Genomic DNA, 16,030 nt, shown 5'->3' on the forward strand with positions numbered 1-16,030 from the left:
TCATCCTGGGGCCGGAAAGGAACGGGCTTGCCCGGCCGGGCGTTCCCTCGGCCCTGGTCCATCCGGCGCGGCAAAGCCTTGCAGGATCAGGTCGCGCATCCGGTCCATCGGGATCGCGGCGCTGTCCGTCCCGGGGATCAGGCCGGGCGTGAACCCCCATTCGGCGCTGCGTCGCACCAACGCCTCGGGTCCGATCACATGCATGGGCACGTCGCGCCCGCCGTCGGGTGCGATGCCTTGCGCGGCCTGATGATCGCCCAGCACCAGGATCAGCGGCGCCTCATCCGCGTGGCGCAGCGCATAGCCCGCCACGGTCTGCAAGGCATAGTCGATGGCGTCGCGATAGTGGCGGCGGATGTTTTCGCGGTCGCGCCAGACCTCTTGCGGGCTTTCCCCCGCGACGGCCATGGCGGCGAAGGCGGAACCGTCCCCGACCTCGTCCCAGCCGATCAGCCGCGGCACCGGCACCCAGGGCGCGTGGGACGAGATCAGCGCGACCTGCGCGAAAAGCGGTGCGCCGCCCTGTTGCCGCAGCAGCCGGTCGGCGGCCGCCAGCGTGAACTGGTCGGGCATGGTGACCCAGTTGAAGGGCAGCCCGCGATAGCCCAGGTCCGCCGCCGCCAAGATGCGGTCGAAGCCCATATGCGCGGCCTCGGGCCAGGGCCGGGTGATGGCCGGCATGACGGCGGCGGTGCGAAAGCCGGCGCGCTGCGCGTGATGGAACAGCCCCTGCCGCCCGCTGGCCAGCACTGCCCGATAATGCGCCTGGTCGCCGACCCACAGGCCCGAGGCGAAGCTGGCATGGGCAAGCCAGCTTTGCCCGCCCTGCGTGGGCGAGACGAGAAACCCCGAGCGCATGGCAAGGCCGGCCCGTTCCAGGTCCGCCTCGGCCCGGCGCAGGGTGGCAAGGTGCGCCTGGGCATGGAAGGGCGTCTGGAAACTGGCGCGGCCGTAGCTTTCCACGAAGATCACCAGCACGTCGCGGTCGATAGCGCCCAGCAGGTCCTGCCGTCCCGCCATCGGATCCGACGCGGCCGCCGCCCGGACGTCGCGCAGCGCGGCAAAGGTTTCGGCGGCCAGCCCGGCGCGATCCTGGGCATAGCGCGCATTCTCGGGCCTTGGCGACATGATCGGCAGCAGGACCAGCCCCAGTGCCGCGGCAAGGGCGATGCGCGCGCGCCGCCCCGTGGCCGGGCGGCTCCACAGTCCCGTCGCCCACCACAGCGCCCCGGCGATGCCCAGCAGGGCGATGCCGGCGGCAAGGACGGCGCCGAAAGCCGCAAGCGTCCCGAAACTGCCGGCCAGCAGCCGCACCGCCGCATCCAGAAGCGGCAGGTCCGCCGCGATGTTGAAGGGCCGTCCCAGCGCCGGGATCATGGCCAGATCGGCGATCTTCTGCACCGCCAGCAGCGCCAGCGCAGCCGTTGCCGCCAGCCGCGCCATGCCGCCGCCCAGGATCAGGACAAGCAGCAGCGCCGGCAACTCCGGTGTCGCGCGCATCGGGGCGCCGGGCAGCATCAGCGCCAGCTGGATCGCCAGCGCCGAGCCCAGAAGCGGCAGCGTCCGGCGCATCGTCATGGCCGGTGCCGCCACAGCCAGCGGATGTCGAGTGCGAAGGACAGCGCCAGCGCCGCCGTGGCGAGCCAGGCCAGGAACCCGGCCTGCGCATGGCTGGGCAGCGGCGTTTGCAGCAGGAGCAGCGTGGCGAGTTGCAGCACGCAGATCGCCTTGCGCCGCAGGCGCTGCGGCAGATCGGCCCGCAGCCAGGGCAGGGCGGTGCCGGCGGCGACGAAGCCGTAGCGCAACACCCCCAGCAGCAGCACCTCCGGTCCCAGCGTGGTGCCCAGCCAGGTATGCAGCGCCAGGGTCAGGGCGAAGGCCGCGTCGACCTCCATGTCGAAACGCGCCCCGAAGCCCGAGACGAGGCCCGACCGCCGCGCCAGCCAGCCGTCCACCCCGTCGAGCGCCAGCGCCACCAGCCCGGCCATCGCGACGGCCCATCCCGCCGCCGCGCCATCCGCAAGCGGCGCCAGCAGGGCGCAGGTGACGGCCGCGCGCAGCAGCGTCACCGCATTGCAACCGCCGATCCGGTCATGCGGATAGCTGCGCCGCATCTGCGCCAGGATCATGGCGCAGCAGGCCAGGTAAAGCGCGCTGGCGGCAAGCCATCCTCCCGCCGTGCCGCCCATTCCGGCCAGGCGCAGCGCCTGCATCGACAGGACGCCCATCGCGGCGCTGGCGGCAACCTGCGCCGGTATTCCAGCCGCCGGACGAGGGGGCTGCGCAAGCGGGCCATGATCGGGGTCGGGCATGGGAAAATGCTACGCCAAGCCTCGCCCCCGTCAAGCGTCATGTCCGCGCCATTGCTTTGCGCGGGGCGGGGTTTTGCGATAGGATGGCGGAAAGGAGCCAGCCGATGACCGAGCATTCATCCGGTTACCGAACGCCCGCCCGCCTGTTTCACTGGATCGTCGCGCTTGCCGTGCTGCTGATGATCCCGGCGGGGCTGACCATGACGCGCGAGGGGCTGGACCGGGGCTTGCAGGACGTGCTGTTCATCTTTCACAAGAATACCGGCACGCTGCTGATCCCGGTGATCCTGGCGCGGATCGTCTATCGCCGGCTGCATCCGCCGCCGCCCTTGCCGGCCTCGGTGCCCGGCTGGCAGCAGAGGCTGGCCGCGGCCTCGCATCTGGCGCTTTACGCCTTGCTGGTGATCATGCCGCTGAGCGGTTTCGTGCGGGTGCGGGCGGGCGGCTTTCCCATCGAATTGCTCGACGCGATGGGCGCCGGCCCCTGGCTGCCGAAATCCGAAGCCTTGGCCGGTGCCGCGCAGGGGCTGCATTTTCTGGCGGCCATGCTGCTGATCGCGCTGCTGGCGCTGCATGTCTCTGCCGCGCTGCATCACGCGCTGCTGCGCCGCGACGGAGTCTGGCAGCGCATGTGGCCGCCCACCGGAGGGTGACGCCCGGCCGGCGGCGGCCGGGTGGCCGAGCCGTGGCGCGTTCTGTCCCCATGCCGGCGGCCATGTCAGGCGCTGCCCCAGCGATGCCCGAACCTTGCCCGGTCTACCCTGCCGGGGCGGCCGTCATCTTTGCGACCTCGATGAAATCGCGGATCTGCCGCGATCGGTTCGACCTTTTCCACGCCAGAACCGTGCAGCTGCGAAAGGCCGGATGCGTGATCTGCCGGACCTCGACGTTGCGGCCCAGAAACCCGATCAGGCTTTCGGGATATATCGTGACCCCCAGTCCCGCCGCGACCAGGCCGATCAGCGCGAGCGTGTTCGAAGCCTCCAGCGTGACGTCAAGCGCCACCCCCTCGGCGCTGAACAGGCTGTCCAGCCGCCAGCGGTATTCGTCCCATTCCGACGTGTCGCCCAGGATCAGGTTTTGCCCGGCCAGATCAGCCGGGGTCAGGACCGGGACCCGCTGCAGCGCATGGCCGCGCGGCGTCACGACGTAAAGCGGATCGTCCGACAGCGGCAGCGTGTGGTAGTCGGCGTGATCGAAGGGGCCGATCATGTAGCCCGCGTCGATTTCGTCATGGGCCAGCGCGATCTTCTGGCCCTGGGTGCGGATATAGCGGATCTTCAGGTCGACATGCGGATGAAGCTGCCGAAAGCGCGCGACCGCCGAAGGCATCAGCTCGGTCGCCGCGAAGGCCATGTAGCCGATGGTCAGCGCGCCCAGCTTTCCATCCGCGACGCGGCGCGCCAGCCGCACCGACGCTTCGTATCGGCGCAGCAGATGGGCGTTCTCCTCATAGAAGCTGCGGCCGGCCTGGGTCAGCGAGACCGCGCGGGTCGTGCGCTCCAGCAGGCGGAATCCCAGGCTGGCCTCCAGCTTCTGGATTCGCCGGCTGAGCGCTGATTGATCCAAGTTCAGCCGCTCGGCCGTTCGGCGAAAGCTCAGTTCCTCGGCAAGCGTGACGAAGGAATGGACATTCTCGATGCCGGTAAGATCACGCGTCAAGGGGGCGGTCCTGATTGATGCAAATGCTGCATGAACAATTGCTGTTATACCAATTCACTGCTGTCAAGCAAAAGCGGAACATGCCTTTCAGAGCGGCAGATCATCACTTTCCAGATGGTTGCCAACGGCTCGGCCATTCAGGGGCGGCTGAAGCCCCTGCATCAATGATACGAGGAAGCACGAGAATGAGCGAAGTTGACACCAAGGAACTGGACCGCCTGCTGCAAGAGGCCTTCGACACCGCGACGCGGCTTTACCAGGAGCGCGGTTTTCAGCGCCGCGTAGGCTTTGGCAAGCGCCCGGCCCTGGTCAGTGTCGATCTGGCGAATGCCTGGACCCGTCCCGGCAACCCCTTTACCTGCGATCAGGAAAAGATGGACGGCGAGATCATCCCCGGCATGCAGAAGCTGTTGACGGCCTTTCGTGCCGCCGGCCTGCCGGTGGTCCATGTCACCACCGCCTACGAGATCACCGACCGCAGCGCCGATTTCACCGATATGGGCCTGTGGCACAACAAGATCCCGGTCGACGTGGTGGATCTCAAGGACAAGGAGCTTTGGGCCATCGACAGCCGCATCGCCCCGGTCGAGGGCGAATACACGCTGCTGAAGAAGCGCGCCTCGTCCTTTCACGGCACCGAGCTGGCCGGCATCCTGCGGGCGAACAACGTGGACACGATCCTGGTGACCGGCGTCACCGCCTGTGCCTGCGTGCGCCAGACCATCTGCGACGGCATCGCGGACGGTTTCCGCACCATCGCGGTCCGGGAATGCATCGGCGACCGCGTGCCGGGCGCCGTGGCCTGGAACCTCTTCGACATCGACGCGAAGTTCGGCGACGTGCACAGTGTCGACGAATGCGTCGCCTATATCGATGGCCTTGCGGCGCAGCGGATCGCCGCCGAGTAAGGCAGCATCGCCCTGCCCGACGCGCTTGGGCGGGGCTTTCCAATCGAGCGGCAGCCCGGGGATGCGGCCGCCAGCAACAGGAGAGACGGCATGGCCAGAATAGGCGTCGATGTGGGCGGGACGAACACCGATCTCGTTCTCGAATGCGGCCAAGGGGTGTTCTATCACAAGGTTCCGACCACGCTGAAGAACCAGTCGATCGGCGTGGTCGAGGGGGTCAGGGGCATTTGCCGCAAGGCGGGGATCGACCCTGCGGAGGTCGAGATGATCGTCCACGGCACCACCACGGCAACGAATATCACCATCGAGCACAACGGCTCGGAATGCGGGATGATCACCACCCATGGCTTCCGCGACATCCTGCATATCGGCCGCCACAAGCGGCCCTGCAATTTCTCGCTGCATTTCGACGTGCCCTGGCAGAGCCAGCCGCTGGTCAAGCGCCGCAATCGCATCGCCGTGCGCGAACGCATCCTGCCGCCCACGGGCGAGATCGCCGAGCCGCTGGACGAGCAGGCGGTGCGCGATGCCTGCGCGCTGTTTCGCAAGCGCGGCATCGGCTCGGTCGTGATCGGCTTCATGTTCGCCTTCCTGAACGACGCGCATGAGCGCCGCGCCAAGGAGATCGTGCTGGAGGAGATGCCCGACGCCTATGTCACGCTGTCCTCGGAAGTGGCGAACGTGATGCGGGAATACGAGCGTTTCTCGACCGCGGCGATGAACTCCTATGTCGGCCCCAAGACCGCCCGTTACCTGCGCGACCTGGATGCCCGGCTGCGCGAGGCCGGCGTGACCTCCAAGCTGCGCATCATGCAGTCGAACGGCGGCGTCTCGACCGTGGACGCCTGTGCCCGGCGCCCCATCCGCATCCTGATGTCCGGCCCGGCGGGCGGGGTGATCGGCGGCGCGTCCGAGGGCGAGATGGCCGGCACGCCCAACATCATCACCGTCGATATCGGCGGCACCTCGGCCGATGTCTCGACCATTCCCGGCGGCGCGGTCAAGATCATGAACCCGCGCGACACCTATGTCTCGGGCCATCCGGTGCTGACGCCGATGATCGACCTGGTGACCATCGGCGCGGGCGGCGGCTCGGTCGCCCATATCGACGAGGCGGGCGCCTTCCATGTCGGCCCGCGCTCGGCGGGGTCCGAGCCGGGGCCGGCCTGCTATGGCCGCGGCGGCACCGAACCCACGGTGACCGATGCCCAGATCGTGCTGGGCCGGCTGGATCCCGACATGGCGCTGGGCGGGGATCTTAAGCTGGACCCGGCCCTGTCCTTCAAGGCGGTCGAGGAAAGGATCGCCAGGCCCCTGGGCATGAGCGTCAAGGACGCGGCGCTGGGGATCATCAGGATCGTCAACAACAACATGGCTCTGGCGATCCGCTCGAACTCGGTCGCGCGTGGCATCGACCCGCGCGAATTCTCGATCATGCCCTTCGGCGGCGCGGGCCCCTTGCATGGCGTGGCGCTGGCCGAGGCCATGTCGGCCCGCGACGTGATCGTCCCGGTCGCGCCGGGGATCACCGCCGCCGTGGGCCTGCTCAAGACCGACCTGCAATACGAGCATACCGAAGCGGTGATCGTCGAGCTGATGAAGGCCGGCCCGGCGGAGTTCCAGCGCATCAACACCGCCGTTGCGAACCTGCGCGCCGCGGTGCAGGCGGAACTGGACGGCGACGGCATCCCGCGCGCGCAGCAGGAGATCACCGTGCTGGCCGAATGCCGCTATCACGGGCAGGGGTTCGAGCTGCGGGCGACCATGCCCGAGGGGCCGGTCGGCGCCGAGAACCGCCATGTCATCACCGACAGCTTCCACGACCAGCACCAGCAGGACTACGGCTACAGCTATCGCGATGCCGAGGTGGAGCTGATCACCCTGCGCGCCATCGGCTCGGCCTCGGTGCCGCGCATCGAGATCCCGAAGATCGCGCCCACAGATGGTTCGAGCATCGACCGGGCGCTGATGTTCGTGCGGCCGACGACCTTCGACGACGGGCGCACGCTGGAAACCCCGCGCTACGACCGCGGCCGGCTGATGGCCGGCGACCAGGTGCCCGGCCCGGCGATCCTGCACCAGCACAATGCGACCACTCTGGTCCCGCCCGGCTATGTCGCCGAGACGCTGGACTACGGCAACACCCGCATCCGTCCCATCGGCGCCTGAAAGGGGATGACCATGAACAAGATGACGAAAGTGAGCACCGCCGTCGATCCGATCACCCTTCAGGTCATTCGCGGCAGTTTGGAGACCATCGCCGAGGAAATGGGGCATGTGCTTTATCGCATGTCGTTTTCGTCGATCATCCGGGAAAGCCAAGATCTTGGCGCGGGCCTGTTCGACGTGGATTTCAACACGCTTTGCGAGTCGGAATCGACGCCCATGCATATCGGCTCGATCCCCGGCTACCTGCGCGGCATCGCCGAGACGCTGGAGGACGGCGAATGGTATGAGGGCGACGTGGTCGTCCACAACCACCCCTATCACGGCGCCAGCCACACGCCCGACCTTGCCATCGTCGTGCCGGTGTTCTTCCGCGGCCGCCTTGTCGGCTTTGCCGGGAACACCGCGCATCACGTCGATATCGGCGCGGCGACGCCCGGCCTGATCATCGACGTGCCCGACGTCTATGCCGAGGGGATGCTGTTCGCCGGCACCAAGCTTTATCGCAAGGGCGAGCCGAACAATGCGATGTGGAACTATATCCGCCGCAATTCCCGCGCGGCGGGGCAGCTCGTCGCCGATATCGAGGCGCAGATCGCCTCGGCGCGCCTGGGCGCCCGCCGCTTTGCCGAGCTGCTGGACAAATACGGCGAGGAGACCGTCTTCGCCGCCGCCAACCAGTTGATGGATTATGCCGAGCGGATGATCCGCCAGCGCATCGGCGAGATCCCGGACGGCGATTACGTCGCCGAGGGCTGGCTGGACGACGACGGGCGCAACCGCGACCGGCGGCTGAAGGTCAAGGTCACGGTCCGGGTGCGCGGCGACGAGGTCGAGGTGGACCTGACCGGCTCGGCCGACCAGACCCCCACCGCCTATAACGTGCCCTTCGAGGGCTCGACCAAGGTTGCGGCCTATGCGGGTTTCCGCAAGCTCCTGCTGGATGCCGCGACCTCCGAGGTCCGGGTGCCCTCGAACGAGGGTTCGTTCCGGCCGATCAAGGTGACGGCGCCGCTGGGCTCGATCTTCAACCCGCGCCCGCCCGCCTCGGCCGAGGCGCGGTTCACGCAATGCAACCGCATGATCGACCTGATCATCCGCGCGCTTGCGCCGGTGATGCCGGAACAGGTGATCGCGGGATCGTCGGCCTCGATCAGCTTCGCGGCCTATTCCGGGGTGCGGCCCTCGGGCGACTACTGGGTGTTCCTGGAGGTGAACGAGGGCGCCTATGGCGGCCGGCCGCGCAGCGACGGGCCGGACAGTATCGACAACCTGATGGCCAACACCCGCAACAACCCGCTGGAAGACCTGGCCATGCATATCCCGATGATCTGCGACCGCTACGAGCTGCGCGACGACGCCCCGCCCGGCGCGGGCGAGTTCCGCGGCGGCATCGGCGTGGTCAAGGCGCAGCGGGTGCTGACCCCCGCCTTCATCACCCATGAATCCGAACGCCATACCGAGGCGCCCTGGGGCATCTTCGGCGGCCAGGACGGCGCGGTGGGCCGCTGCACGATCACCAATCCCAACCGTCCCGGCGAGACGCGCGAGATGCATTCCAAGTTCTCGGGCCTCGCGGTCGGGCCGGACGACGTGATGACCTATTACAGCCCCAACGGCGGCGGCTATGGCGATCCGCTGAACCGGCCCGCCGCAAAGGTGCTGGAGGACGTGCTGGACGGCTATTGCTCGGTCGCCCGCGCCCGCGAGGTCTATGGCGTGGTGGTCGATCCCGAGGCCGAGACGGTCGATCTGGCCGCCACCGAGAAACTGCGCCTCGCCATGCAGAAACACGATTGAGAAAAGGGGCCGCGCAAAGCGGCCCTTTCCACATCCAGAAGGCCGCGCGCGAGCCCCGCTTTGCGCGACGGTCCCGTTCATCCATCAACAGGGATAAGAACCATGTCCATGACAGAACGCCTGGACGCGCGCGCCGAGCGCAGCGCGCTGATCGAGGAAAGCATCCTGCCCATCCGCGCCGCCCAGCGTCCCATCGGCGCGCTCGGCTATGCCTGGATCTGGGTCGGCATCGCCGTCATCATCGCCACCTATTCGCTGGGCGCGACCGGCATCCAGGGCGGCTTCGGCCTTGGGACGGTGGCGTTGACCATCCTGCTGGCCAATCTCGCCATCGGCGCCTTCATGCTGCTGACCGCCGATATCGGCACCGAGCACGGCATTTCCTTCGCGGTCTACCTGCGTGCGCCCTTTGGCATCCACGGCACGCATCTGCCCGCCGTGTCGCGCGGGCTGGTCGCGGCCATGTGGTTCGGCATCCAGACCTATCTGGGGGCGCTGGCGCTGAACGGCATCGGCGAATATTTCCTGGGCTTTTCCAACTGGTTCCTGTGGTATGCAGCCTTTGCCGCCGTGCAGGTGGCCAATACCATGCTGGGCATCAGGTCGGTCGAGCGGCTGGCGGCCCTGGCCGCGCCGGCGATCATCGCCATCTCGGTCTGGATGTATTTCACCCTGGAGGGCATCGCCGAAACCAAGGGGCTGAACATCTGGACCTTCCGGGCCGAGGGGCAGGCCTCGCTGATCGTGCTGTTCATCGCGAACATGAGCTTCTGGTCCACCATGGCCATCGACATTCCGAACCTGACGCGCTTTGTCCATACCCGCACCGGCACGCGCAGCTTCCTGGAGCGCAATCGCAGCATATTCCTGGCGCAGCTCGTCGCGCTGCCGGCCACCCAGGCCATGATCGCGGGGATCGGCGCCATCTCGTTCATCGCGACCGGCAACTGGAACCCCGTCGAGGTCATCCAGGGCGATGCCCAGGGCCTTGCGCTGCTCGCCCTGCTGGTTCTGGTGGTGCTGGCGCAATGGTCCACGAACAACTCGGCCAACCTGATCCCGGCCGCGCTGACTTTCGTCAACCTTGCGCCGCGCGTCATCTCATACCGCGGCGGCGTCGCCCTGGCGGGGGTTGTCGGGACGCTGTGCTTTCCCTGGCAGATCCTGGACAACCTGTTCATGTTCCTGGGCTATTACGGCGCCTTCCTGTCGGCGATTGGCGGGATCATGGTGGCAGACTACCATGCGATCCGCCGCCGCCGGGTGAACGTGCCCGCCCTGTTCGACCTTCATGGGCAGTACCGCTATTTTTCCGGTGTCAATCCGGCGGGGATGGTCGCATGGCTTGTGGCGGGCGGCATTGCGGCATGGTGGTCGGCCTATGCCTTCGTCATCGGCTTTCCGCTGGGCTTCCTGCTCTACCTGTTCCTGATGAGGACCTGGGTGCTGCCGCAATACCGGCAGGAGGAACTGGCGGACCGGACCGGCGACGATTTCCTGGCCGCCTCGGTCGGGATGGACTGGGTGCATGTCGCCGGCGGACGGTTCGTCCGCAAGCCTTGCGGTGCCGCATAGCGGTCGCGCGCCGGGCCGCCCCCGGGGGGGTCCGGCCCGGCGGCCGGCGCGTCCGAACGGGGGCCGGTTCCATGCCGCAAGTTGCCATGCCGAAGGCCGCGATCGGCAAGACTCGGCCAACGAAGGCGTGGTCCCTTGAAATACGGCTCTGGCTGGGTCTCGATGGCAAGCGACTGAATCACCTATCCTCGGGGCATCATGTATTCGCAAAAACTCCTTCGTCGCACCCTGCTGCAAACCGCTCTGGGGGGTGGCGCCTTCTTCCTGCTGCCGGGCATCGCGCGGGCGGCCGGGGGCGCCGCCGGCGATGCGGAGCAGGCTGCGTTCTCGTTCGAGCTTCTGACGGAAAGGGCGCGCGAACTTGCGCAGCAGGCCTACCAACCCCCCGAAATCGAAGAGGCCGAGATCCTGGAACAGGTGGATTACGACCGCCATAACGAAATCCGTTTCCGCAAGGACCGGGCGCTGTGGGGGGATGGGACGGCGTCCTCGCAGGCGCGCTTTTTCTTCCCCGGCCGCTATTTCAAGCAGCCCGTGCATCTTTACGCGCTCGATGGCGGCATGGCGACCGAGATCCCGTTCTCGCTGGATCTTTTCGACATCCCTTCCGACAATCCCGCCAGGCGGCTGAGCAAGACCGAGGGTTTTGCCGGCTTCAGCGTCATGGATGCCGAGACCGAGCGCGACTGGATGGCCTTTCTGGGCGCGTCCTACTGGCGGACCTCGGGTTACAGCGGGCAGTTCGGCCTGTCGGCCCGGGGCCTTGCCATCGATACCGCCATTCCCGACGGCCCCGAGGAGTTCCCGCTTTTCACCCATTTCTGGCTGGAGCCGGAAACCGAAAGCGGCATGACCACCTATGCGCTGCTGGACAGCCCGCGCGCGACGGGCGCCTATCGCATCGTCTCGCGCCGTGGCGAGGGGGTCGTGCAGGAGATCACCGCCCGGATCTTCATGCGCGACCCGGTCGAGCGGCTGGGCATCGCGCCCCTGACCTCGATGTACTGGTTCGGCAAGAACACGCCGCATGTCGCGCCCGACTGGCGGCCCGAGGTGCACGATTCGGACGGGCTGGAAATCCTGACCCATACCGGCGAACGCATCTGGCGGCCGCTGAACAACCCGCCCCATACGATGGCGAATACCTTTACCGCCCCCTCGGTCAAGGGGTTCGGGCTGATGCAGCGGGAAAGAAATTTCGAGCAATACCAGGATGACGGCGTCTTCTACGAAAAGCGCGCCAGCGCCTGGATCGCACCAAGCGAGGACTGGGGCGACGGCGCGGTCACGCTGGTCGAGCTGAGCACCGACGACGAGATCCACGACAATATCGTGGCCTTCTGGCAGCCCGCCGCCCCGGCCAGGCGCGGCGACGAATACGAGCTGAGCTATACGCTGTCATGGCTCAAGGACGGCCCGCTGACCGGCACGACGGGGCAGTTCGCCGCGGTCCGCATCGGTGCCGGTGGCGTGCCGGGCCAGCCGCGGCCGCAGGAGACGGTCAAGATCGTCTGCGATTTCACGCCCTGGTCGCTGGGCCCCGACGACAAGCCGCATCTCAACATCACCGCCTCGCGCGGGGTGATCTCCAACGATGCGGTCTATCCCATCGTGGGCAGCCAGTCCTGGCGCGCGATGTTCGACCTTGGCTTCGGCGGACCCGAGGAACTGGTGGCCCGCGACGACAGTCCCATCGACCTGCGCGTATTCGTTGCGAAGGCCGAGGATGCGGTGACCGAGACCCTCTTGCTGCAACTCTTTCCCGCGCAGTTGCGGGCGCTGCTGTCACGCAGGCCGTGATCCGGCAGGCGGGGCCGGCCCCGCTGTGCCTGCGCATATCGCCCCGCAGAGGCCGTAAACCGTTGAGCCATGGCCGGTTTCGCGCCCAAGCGCGGTGGAACGCCCGCGCGGCGTGGGCGTTGGGCAAAGGGGCAGGGCTGCGGCCCGCCGCTGCGGTCATGGGCAAAGGCGACAGGATTTGACGGCAGAGCGCATCATCCTTGCGGACGACCACCCGGTCTTTCGGGACGGGTTGCGGCGCATCGTCGCCCGGCTGGTGCCGGGGGCCGACCTGTTCGAGGCCGCCAGCTTTGCCGAGGTCGACGCGCTGGCCAAGGTGGGCGGGGCGCCCGCGGCCTTTCTGCTGGACCTGCTGTTTCCCGGCTTCGACCCCGAGCACGGCATCGCCGCCCTGCGCCGCGATTATCCGCGCGCGACGATCATCGTGATCTCGATGGTCGATGACGACCGCACCGTGGCCCGCGTCATGCAGGCCGGCGCCGACGGCTTCATCGGCAAGGCCGTCACCCCCGAGGAGGTGGCCCGGGCCATCCGACTGATCCGCGAGGGCGAGGTGGTGATCCGCCAGAGCAGTGGCGGCCCGCTGCCCGCTGCGCCCGACGACCGCATCGAGGCGCTGAGCCCGCGGCAAAAGGAGGTGCTGCGGCTGATCGCACGCGGCGCCTCGAACAAGGAGATCGCGCGCGAACTGGAGATTTCGCCCTTCACGGTGCGCATCCATGTCTCGGCCATCCTGCGGGTGCTGGAGGTGCCGACCCGCGCGGCCGCGGCGGCGCGGGCAGGGCAGGGCGCGCTTTAGCCGCCGCGCTCCAGCCGCAGCGACAGCATCAGCGCGCGCAACTCGGCCGGCCGCATCGGCTTGGGCAGGATCGGCAGGCCGGCCTCGCCCAACCGTTCGCGCACGCGGGCCTCGTCATGGGCGGTGATGACGATGGCGGGGATCGGCGCGCCAAGGGCGGCGCGCGCGATGGCGATGGCATCGCCGCCGGTCAGCGGGCCGTTCAGGTCGAAATCGGCGACGATCATGTCGCAGGGCGGCACATCGCGGGGCGGCTGCTCATGGGCGTGGACCGTGCAGCCCCAGCGTTCCATCAGCATCTGCGTGGACAGAAGCACGGCCGGATCGTCCTCGATCAGCAGGACGCGAAGCCCCTGCAGCAGGCTTTGCGGCGGGCTGCTGCGCGGGCGGTCGTCGGGGTGGCCGTCGGGGTGGGGCGGCGCGGGCGGCGGTTCGGTCGCGCGCAGCCCGGTCAGCGCCACCGTGGTCCCGCGTCCGGGGATCGAGCGCAGCTCGACCCCCGCGCCGATCAGCTGCGCCATGCGTTGCACGATGGCAAGGCCCAGCCCCACGCCCTCGACATCGCGGCCGGGCGGCTGGACGCGATAGAACTCCTCGAACAGATGCGGCTGGTGCTCGGGCGCGACGCCGATGCCGCGGTCGATCACCAGCACGTCGACCCCTGACCCGTGCCTGCGGCAGCCGATCAGCACCCGCGCGCCGGGCGCGTATTTCACCGCGTTCGAGACCAGGTTTTGCAGCATCACCGTCAGCAGGCCCGGATCGCTTTCCACCGTCAGCCCGGTTTCGACCAGCCGCAGCTCGACCCCGGCACGGCGTGCGGCCTCCTGGTGCTGGGTGACGACGTCGCGCAGGATCGCGCCCAGCGGCACCGGCTGCATGCGCGGCACGACGCCGCCGCTGTCCAGCGTCGCGATGTCCAGAAGCGAGCGGAACATGCGCCGGACGCTTTGCAGCGAATGCTCGATATTCTCGACCATCTGCCGTTCGGACGGCGCCAGCCCCGCCTCGCGCAGGCAATTGGTGAACAGGCTGATGGCGTGGATCGGCTGGCGCAGGTCGTGGCTGGCCTGGGCCAGAAAGCGCGACTTGGCCAGGTTGGCGGCATCGGCCGAGCGATAGGCCTCGCGCGTGTCGGCCAGCAGCAGGTTGGCATAGAAGGGCACGATCAGCGAGGTCAGCACGAAGGTCGCCACCAGATAGGGCTGGGCGCGCCAGAACGGGCTGAAGACGGCGATCAGCATCAGGCTGACCAGCGCCGCGACGGTCGCGCCGACCAGATAGCGCGTGCCGTAGCGCATGCCGAAGCCCACCGTCACCCAAAGCAGCAGCGAGGCCATCGGCGCCATGAACGGCCCGCCCAGCGTCATCAGCAGCGTCAGCGTACCGAAGTCCAGCACCATGCAGAAGATCCGGCGCCAGTGATAGACGCCGGGCCACAGGCGGATCGCGGCGAACATCAGGCAGGTGACGGTCATGAAGACCGGCATGTAGATCTGAAAGACCAGGTCGGCGCTTTCGTCCACCAGTTCCAGCAGGTTGCCGATCATGGCATAGGCCGCGACCACGACGGTCAGCACCACCCGGACCAGCGATTGCCCGGCCTCGGCGTCGTAGCTGCTGTCGGGCCGGCGGGTGCCGGATATGGCGCGGCGCAGGCGTGCAGCCGTCAGCATCCCCATTCGCCTTGTCCCCGCCATTGTCCACGACATCCAGCCTAGTCGCCCCTGCGGTGCAAGGGCAATGCGGCGGCCGCTCATGCGCGATCAGGCGCGCAGGGGCTCGGGTTCTGCCCGCGCGGCGCCCAGGACCGCCTCGGGGGCCGAGCCGGCCAGGATCAGCCGCCGCTCGATATCCTCGACCGGGATGCCGCCGCGCACCAGCCAGGCGGAGACCTCTTCGAAGAACGCCTTGAGCGCATCGCAATAGACGCTGGGATTGTCGAAGCCGTTCTGCGCCGAATAGCGGTTGGTGAAGGTGCCGCCCCGGCAGGTGCCCCACCATGGGCAGGCGGCGCAGGCGGCCGGCGGCGTGGCGGCGGCCTGCTGCATCTCAACCAGTGCCGGCGTCGCGAAGATCTGCGCCACGCTGTCGAAATCGCGCACATGGCCGATATCGCGGAAACGTGCGTCCAGCGTGCGCGCGGTATCCTCGGCGCCCAGCATCCCGTTCGAGGAAATCGTCAGGATGCGCGAAAGTCTGCGTGCCGAATCCGGGCAAGTACGCGCCCCCTCGTCGCTGAGCAGGGTGTCGAGCAGATCCTTGATGAAGCGCACGCGCAGCCCGCTGTCGCGCCGCCGCACCCAGGCGCGGAACACGCCGAGCATGAAATTCTCGACCCCGGCCACCTGTGCCGGCGCGATGCCCTGGTCGTGGCCGCCGTCGGGATGCAGGAAGTTCATCCGCTGCGCGCCGATCTCGCCCGAGAAATGCTCCAGGCGCCGGGCGCCGTCGCCCTCGGGGTCGATCACGCTCAGCAGGCCGGGATGCAGGTCGATGCCGGCCCCGTTCTCGCCCGCGAGGCGGCGAAAGCCCTGCACCGCGCGGCGATAGGTGCCGCGCCCCTTCTTGTCGATGCGAAAGCGGTCGTTCGCCGCCTCGTTGCCGTCCAGGCTGACGCCGACGCCGATCCCCAGATCCGCGCAAAAGCGGATCCAGGCGTCGTTGACCAGCATGCCGTTGGTCTGCATCGACAGGCCCAGATCGGCCACCCGGCCGCTTTCGGACAGGCGGCGGGCGGCGCGGGCGATGCGGGCGATCACCGGCTTGGGCGCCATCATCGGCTCGCCGCCGTGGAAATAGATCATCAGGTTCTCGACCGCGCCGTCGGCGGTGATGCGGTCCAGGAAGGCTTCGATTTCGGCGGCGGTTTCCTCGTTGACATAGGGCGGATGGAACTTGTGACTCTCATCGCCGCCGAAAAAGAAATAGCAATAGGTGCAGGCAATGTTGCAGCGCTCGGCCACCTTGACGATCAGGTCCAGAGATTTCGCTTCGCGGCTTTCCAT

At 68.1% G+C, this 16,030-nt stretch carries 12 protein-coding genes; 7 read left to right on the top strand and 5 right to left on the bottom strand.

What is annotated here, in order from left to right; genetic code table 11:
* Both BLT64_RS15060 and BLT64_RS15065 read right to left on the bottom strand, forming a co-directional pair.
* Positions 1 to 1,578, bottom strand: coding sequence for a sulfatase-like hydrolase/transferase (locus BLT64_RS15060; RefSeq protein ID WP_011750584.1), 1,578 nt, complete (start codon positions 1,576 to 1,578; stop codon positions 1 to 3).
* Positions 1,575 to 2,312: a CDP-alcohol phosphatidyltransferase family protein gene (locus BLT64_RS15065; RefSeq protein ID WP_011750583.1), complete on the bottom strand. Its 738-nt coding sequence runs from the start codon at positions 2,310 to 2,312 to the stop codon at positions 1,575 to 1,577. Before BLT64_RS15065 ends, BLT64_RS15060 begins: the two co-directional genes overlap by 4 nt.
* Positions 2,313 to 2,416: 104 nt before the next feature.
* Here BLT64_RS15065 and BLT64_RS15070 point away from each other — a divergent pair, with 104 nt between their 5' ends.
* Positions 2,417 to 2,965 (top strand): cytochrome b, encoded by a 549-nt coding sequence (locus BLT64_RS15070; protein WP_011750582.1) that lies wholly within the window; start codon positions 2,417 to 2,419, stop codon positions 2,963 to 2,965.
* Between the two features lie 103 nt (positions 2,966 to 3,068).
* Here the strand turns inward: BLT64_RS15070 and BLT64_RS15075 are convergent, their stop codons facing one another.
* Positions 3,069 to 3,974: a LysR family transcriptional regulator gene (locus BLT64_RS15075; RefSeq protein WP_011750581.1), complete on the bottom strand. Its 906-nt coding sequence runs from the start codon at positions 3,972 to 3,974 to the stop codon at positions 3,069 to 3,071.
* Positions 3,975 to 4,159: 185 nt separating this feature from the next.
* Between BLT64_RS15075 and BLT64_RS15080 the strand changes: the two genes are divergently transcribed.
* The 6 genes from BLT64_RS15080 to BLT64_RS15105 all read left to right on the top strand — a co-directional run bounded on the left by BLT64_RS15080 (position 4,160) and on the right by BLT64_RS15105 (position 13,022).
* Positions 4,160 to 4,882 carry an isochorismatase family protein gene (locus BLT64_RS15080; RefSeq protein WP_041530469.1) on the top strand — a complete coding sequence of 241 codons (723 nt, stop codon included), beginning with the start codon at positions 4,160 to 4,162 and terminating at the stop codon, positions 4,880 to 4,882.
* A gap of 90 nt (positions 4,883 to 4,972) precedes the next feature.
* The gene (locus BLT64_RS15085) at positions 4,973 to 7,051 is read left to right on the top strand and encodes a hydantoinase/oxoprolinase family protein (RefSeq protein WP_011750579.1); all 2,079 of its coding nucleotides are present in this window, start codon (positions 4,973 to 4,975) and stop codon (positions 7,049 to 7,051) included.
* 12 nt (positions 7,052 to 7,063) lie between these two features.
* The gene (locus BLT64_RS15090; RefSeq protein WP_011750578.1) at positions 7,064 to 8,848 is read left to right on the top strand and encodes a hydantoinase B/oxoprolinase family protein; all 1,785 of its coding nucleotides are present in this window, start codon (positions 7,064 to 7,066) and stop codon (positions 8,846 to 8,848) included.
* Between the two features lie 102 nt (positions 8,849 to 8,950).
* Positions 8,951 to 10,423 (top strand): NCS1 family transporter, encoded by a 1,473-nt coding sequence (locus tag BLT64_RS15095; RefSeq protein WP_011750577.1) that lies wholly within the window; start codon positions 8,951 to 8,953, stop codon positions 10,421 to 10,423.
* 198 nt (positions 10,424 to 10,621) lie between these two features.
* Positions 10,622 to 12,223, top strand: a complete 1,602-nt coding sequence (locus BLT64_RS15100; protein WP_011750576.1) for an OpgD/OpgG family glucan biosynthesis protein — start codon at positions 10,622 to 10,624, stop codon at positions 12,221 to 12,223.
* Positions 12,224 to 12,401: 178 nt separating this feature from the next.
* Positions 12,402 to 13,022 (top strand): LuxR C-terminal-related transcriptional regulator, encoded by a 621-nt coding sequence (locus tag BLT64_RS15105; protein ID WP_011750575.1) that lies wholly within the window; start codon positions 12,402 to 12,404, stop codon positions 13,020 to 13,022.
* On the opposite strand, the gene BLT64_RS15110 is transcribed toward BLT64_RS15105, so the two are convergent.
* Entirely contained in the window at positions 13,019 to 14,698 is a 1,680-nt protein-coding gene (locus BLT64_RS15110; RefSeq protein WP_198140531.1) for an ATP-binding response regulator, read from the bottom strand. The genes BLT64_RS15105 and BLT64_RS15110 overlap by 4 nt on opposite strands.
* A 90-nt stretch (positions 14,699 to 14,788) precedes the next feature.
* Positions 14,789 to 16,030, bottom strand: coding sequence for a radical SAM protein (locus BLT64_RS15115; RefSeq protein WP_011750573.1), 1,242 nt, complete (start codon positions 16,028 to 16,030; stop codon positions 14,789 to 14,791).

The organism is Paracoccus denitrificans (genome assembly GCF_900100045.1).
GTDB classification, from domain to species: domain Bacteria; phylum Pseudomonadota; class Alphaproteobacteria; order Rhodobacterales; family Rhodobacteraceae; genus Paracoccus; species Paracoccus denitrificans.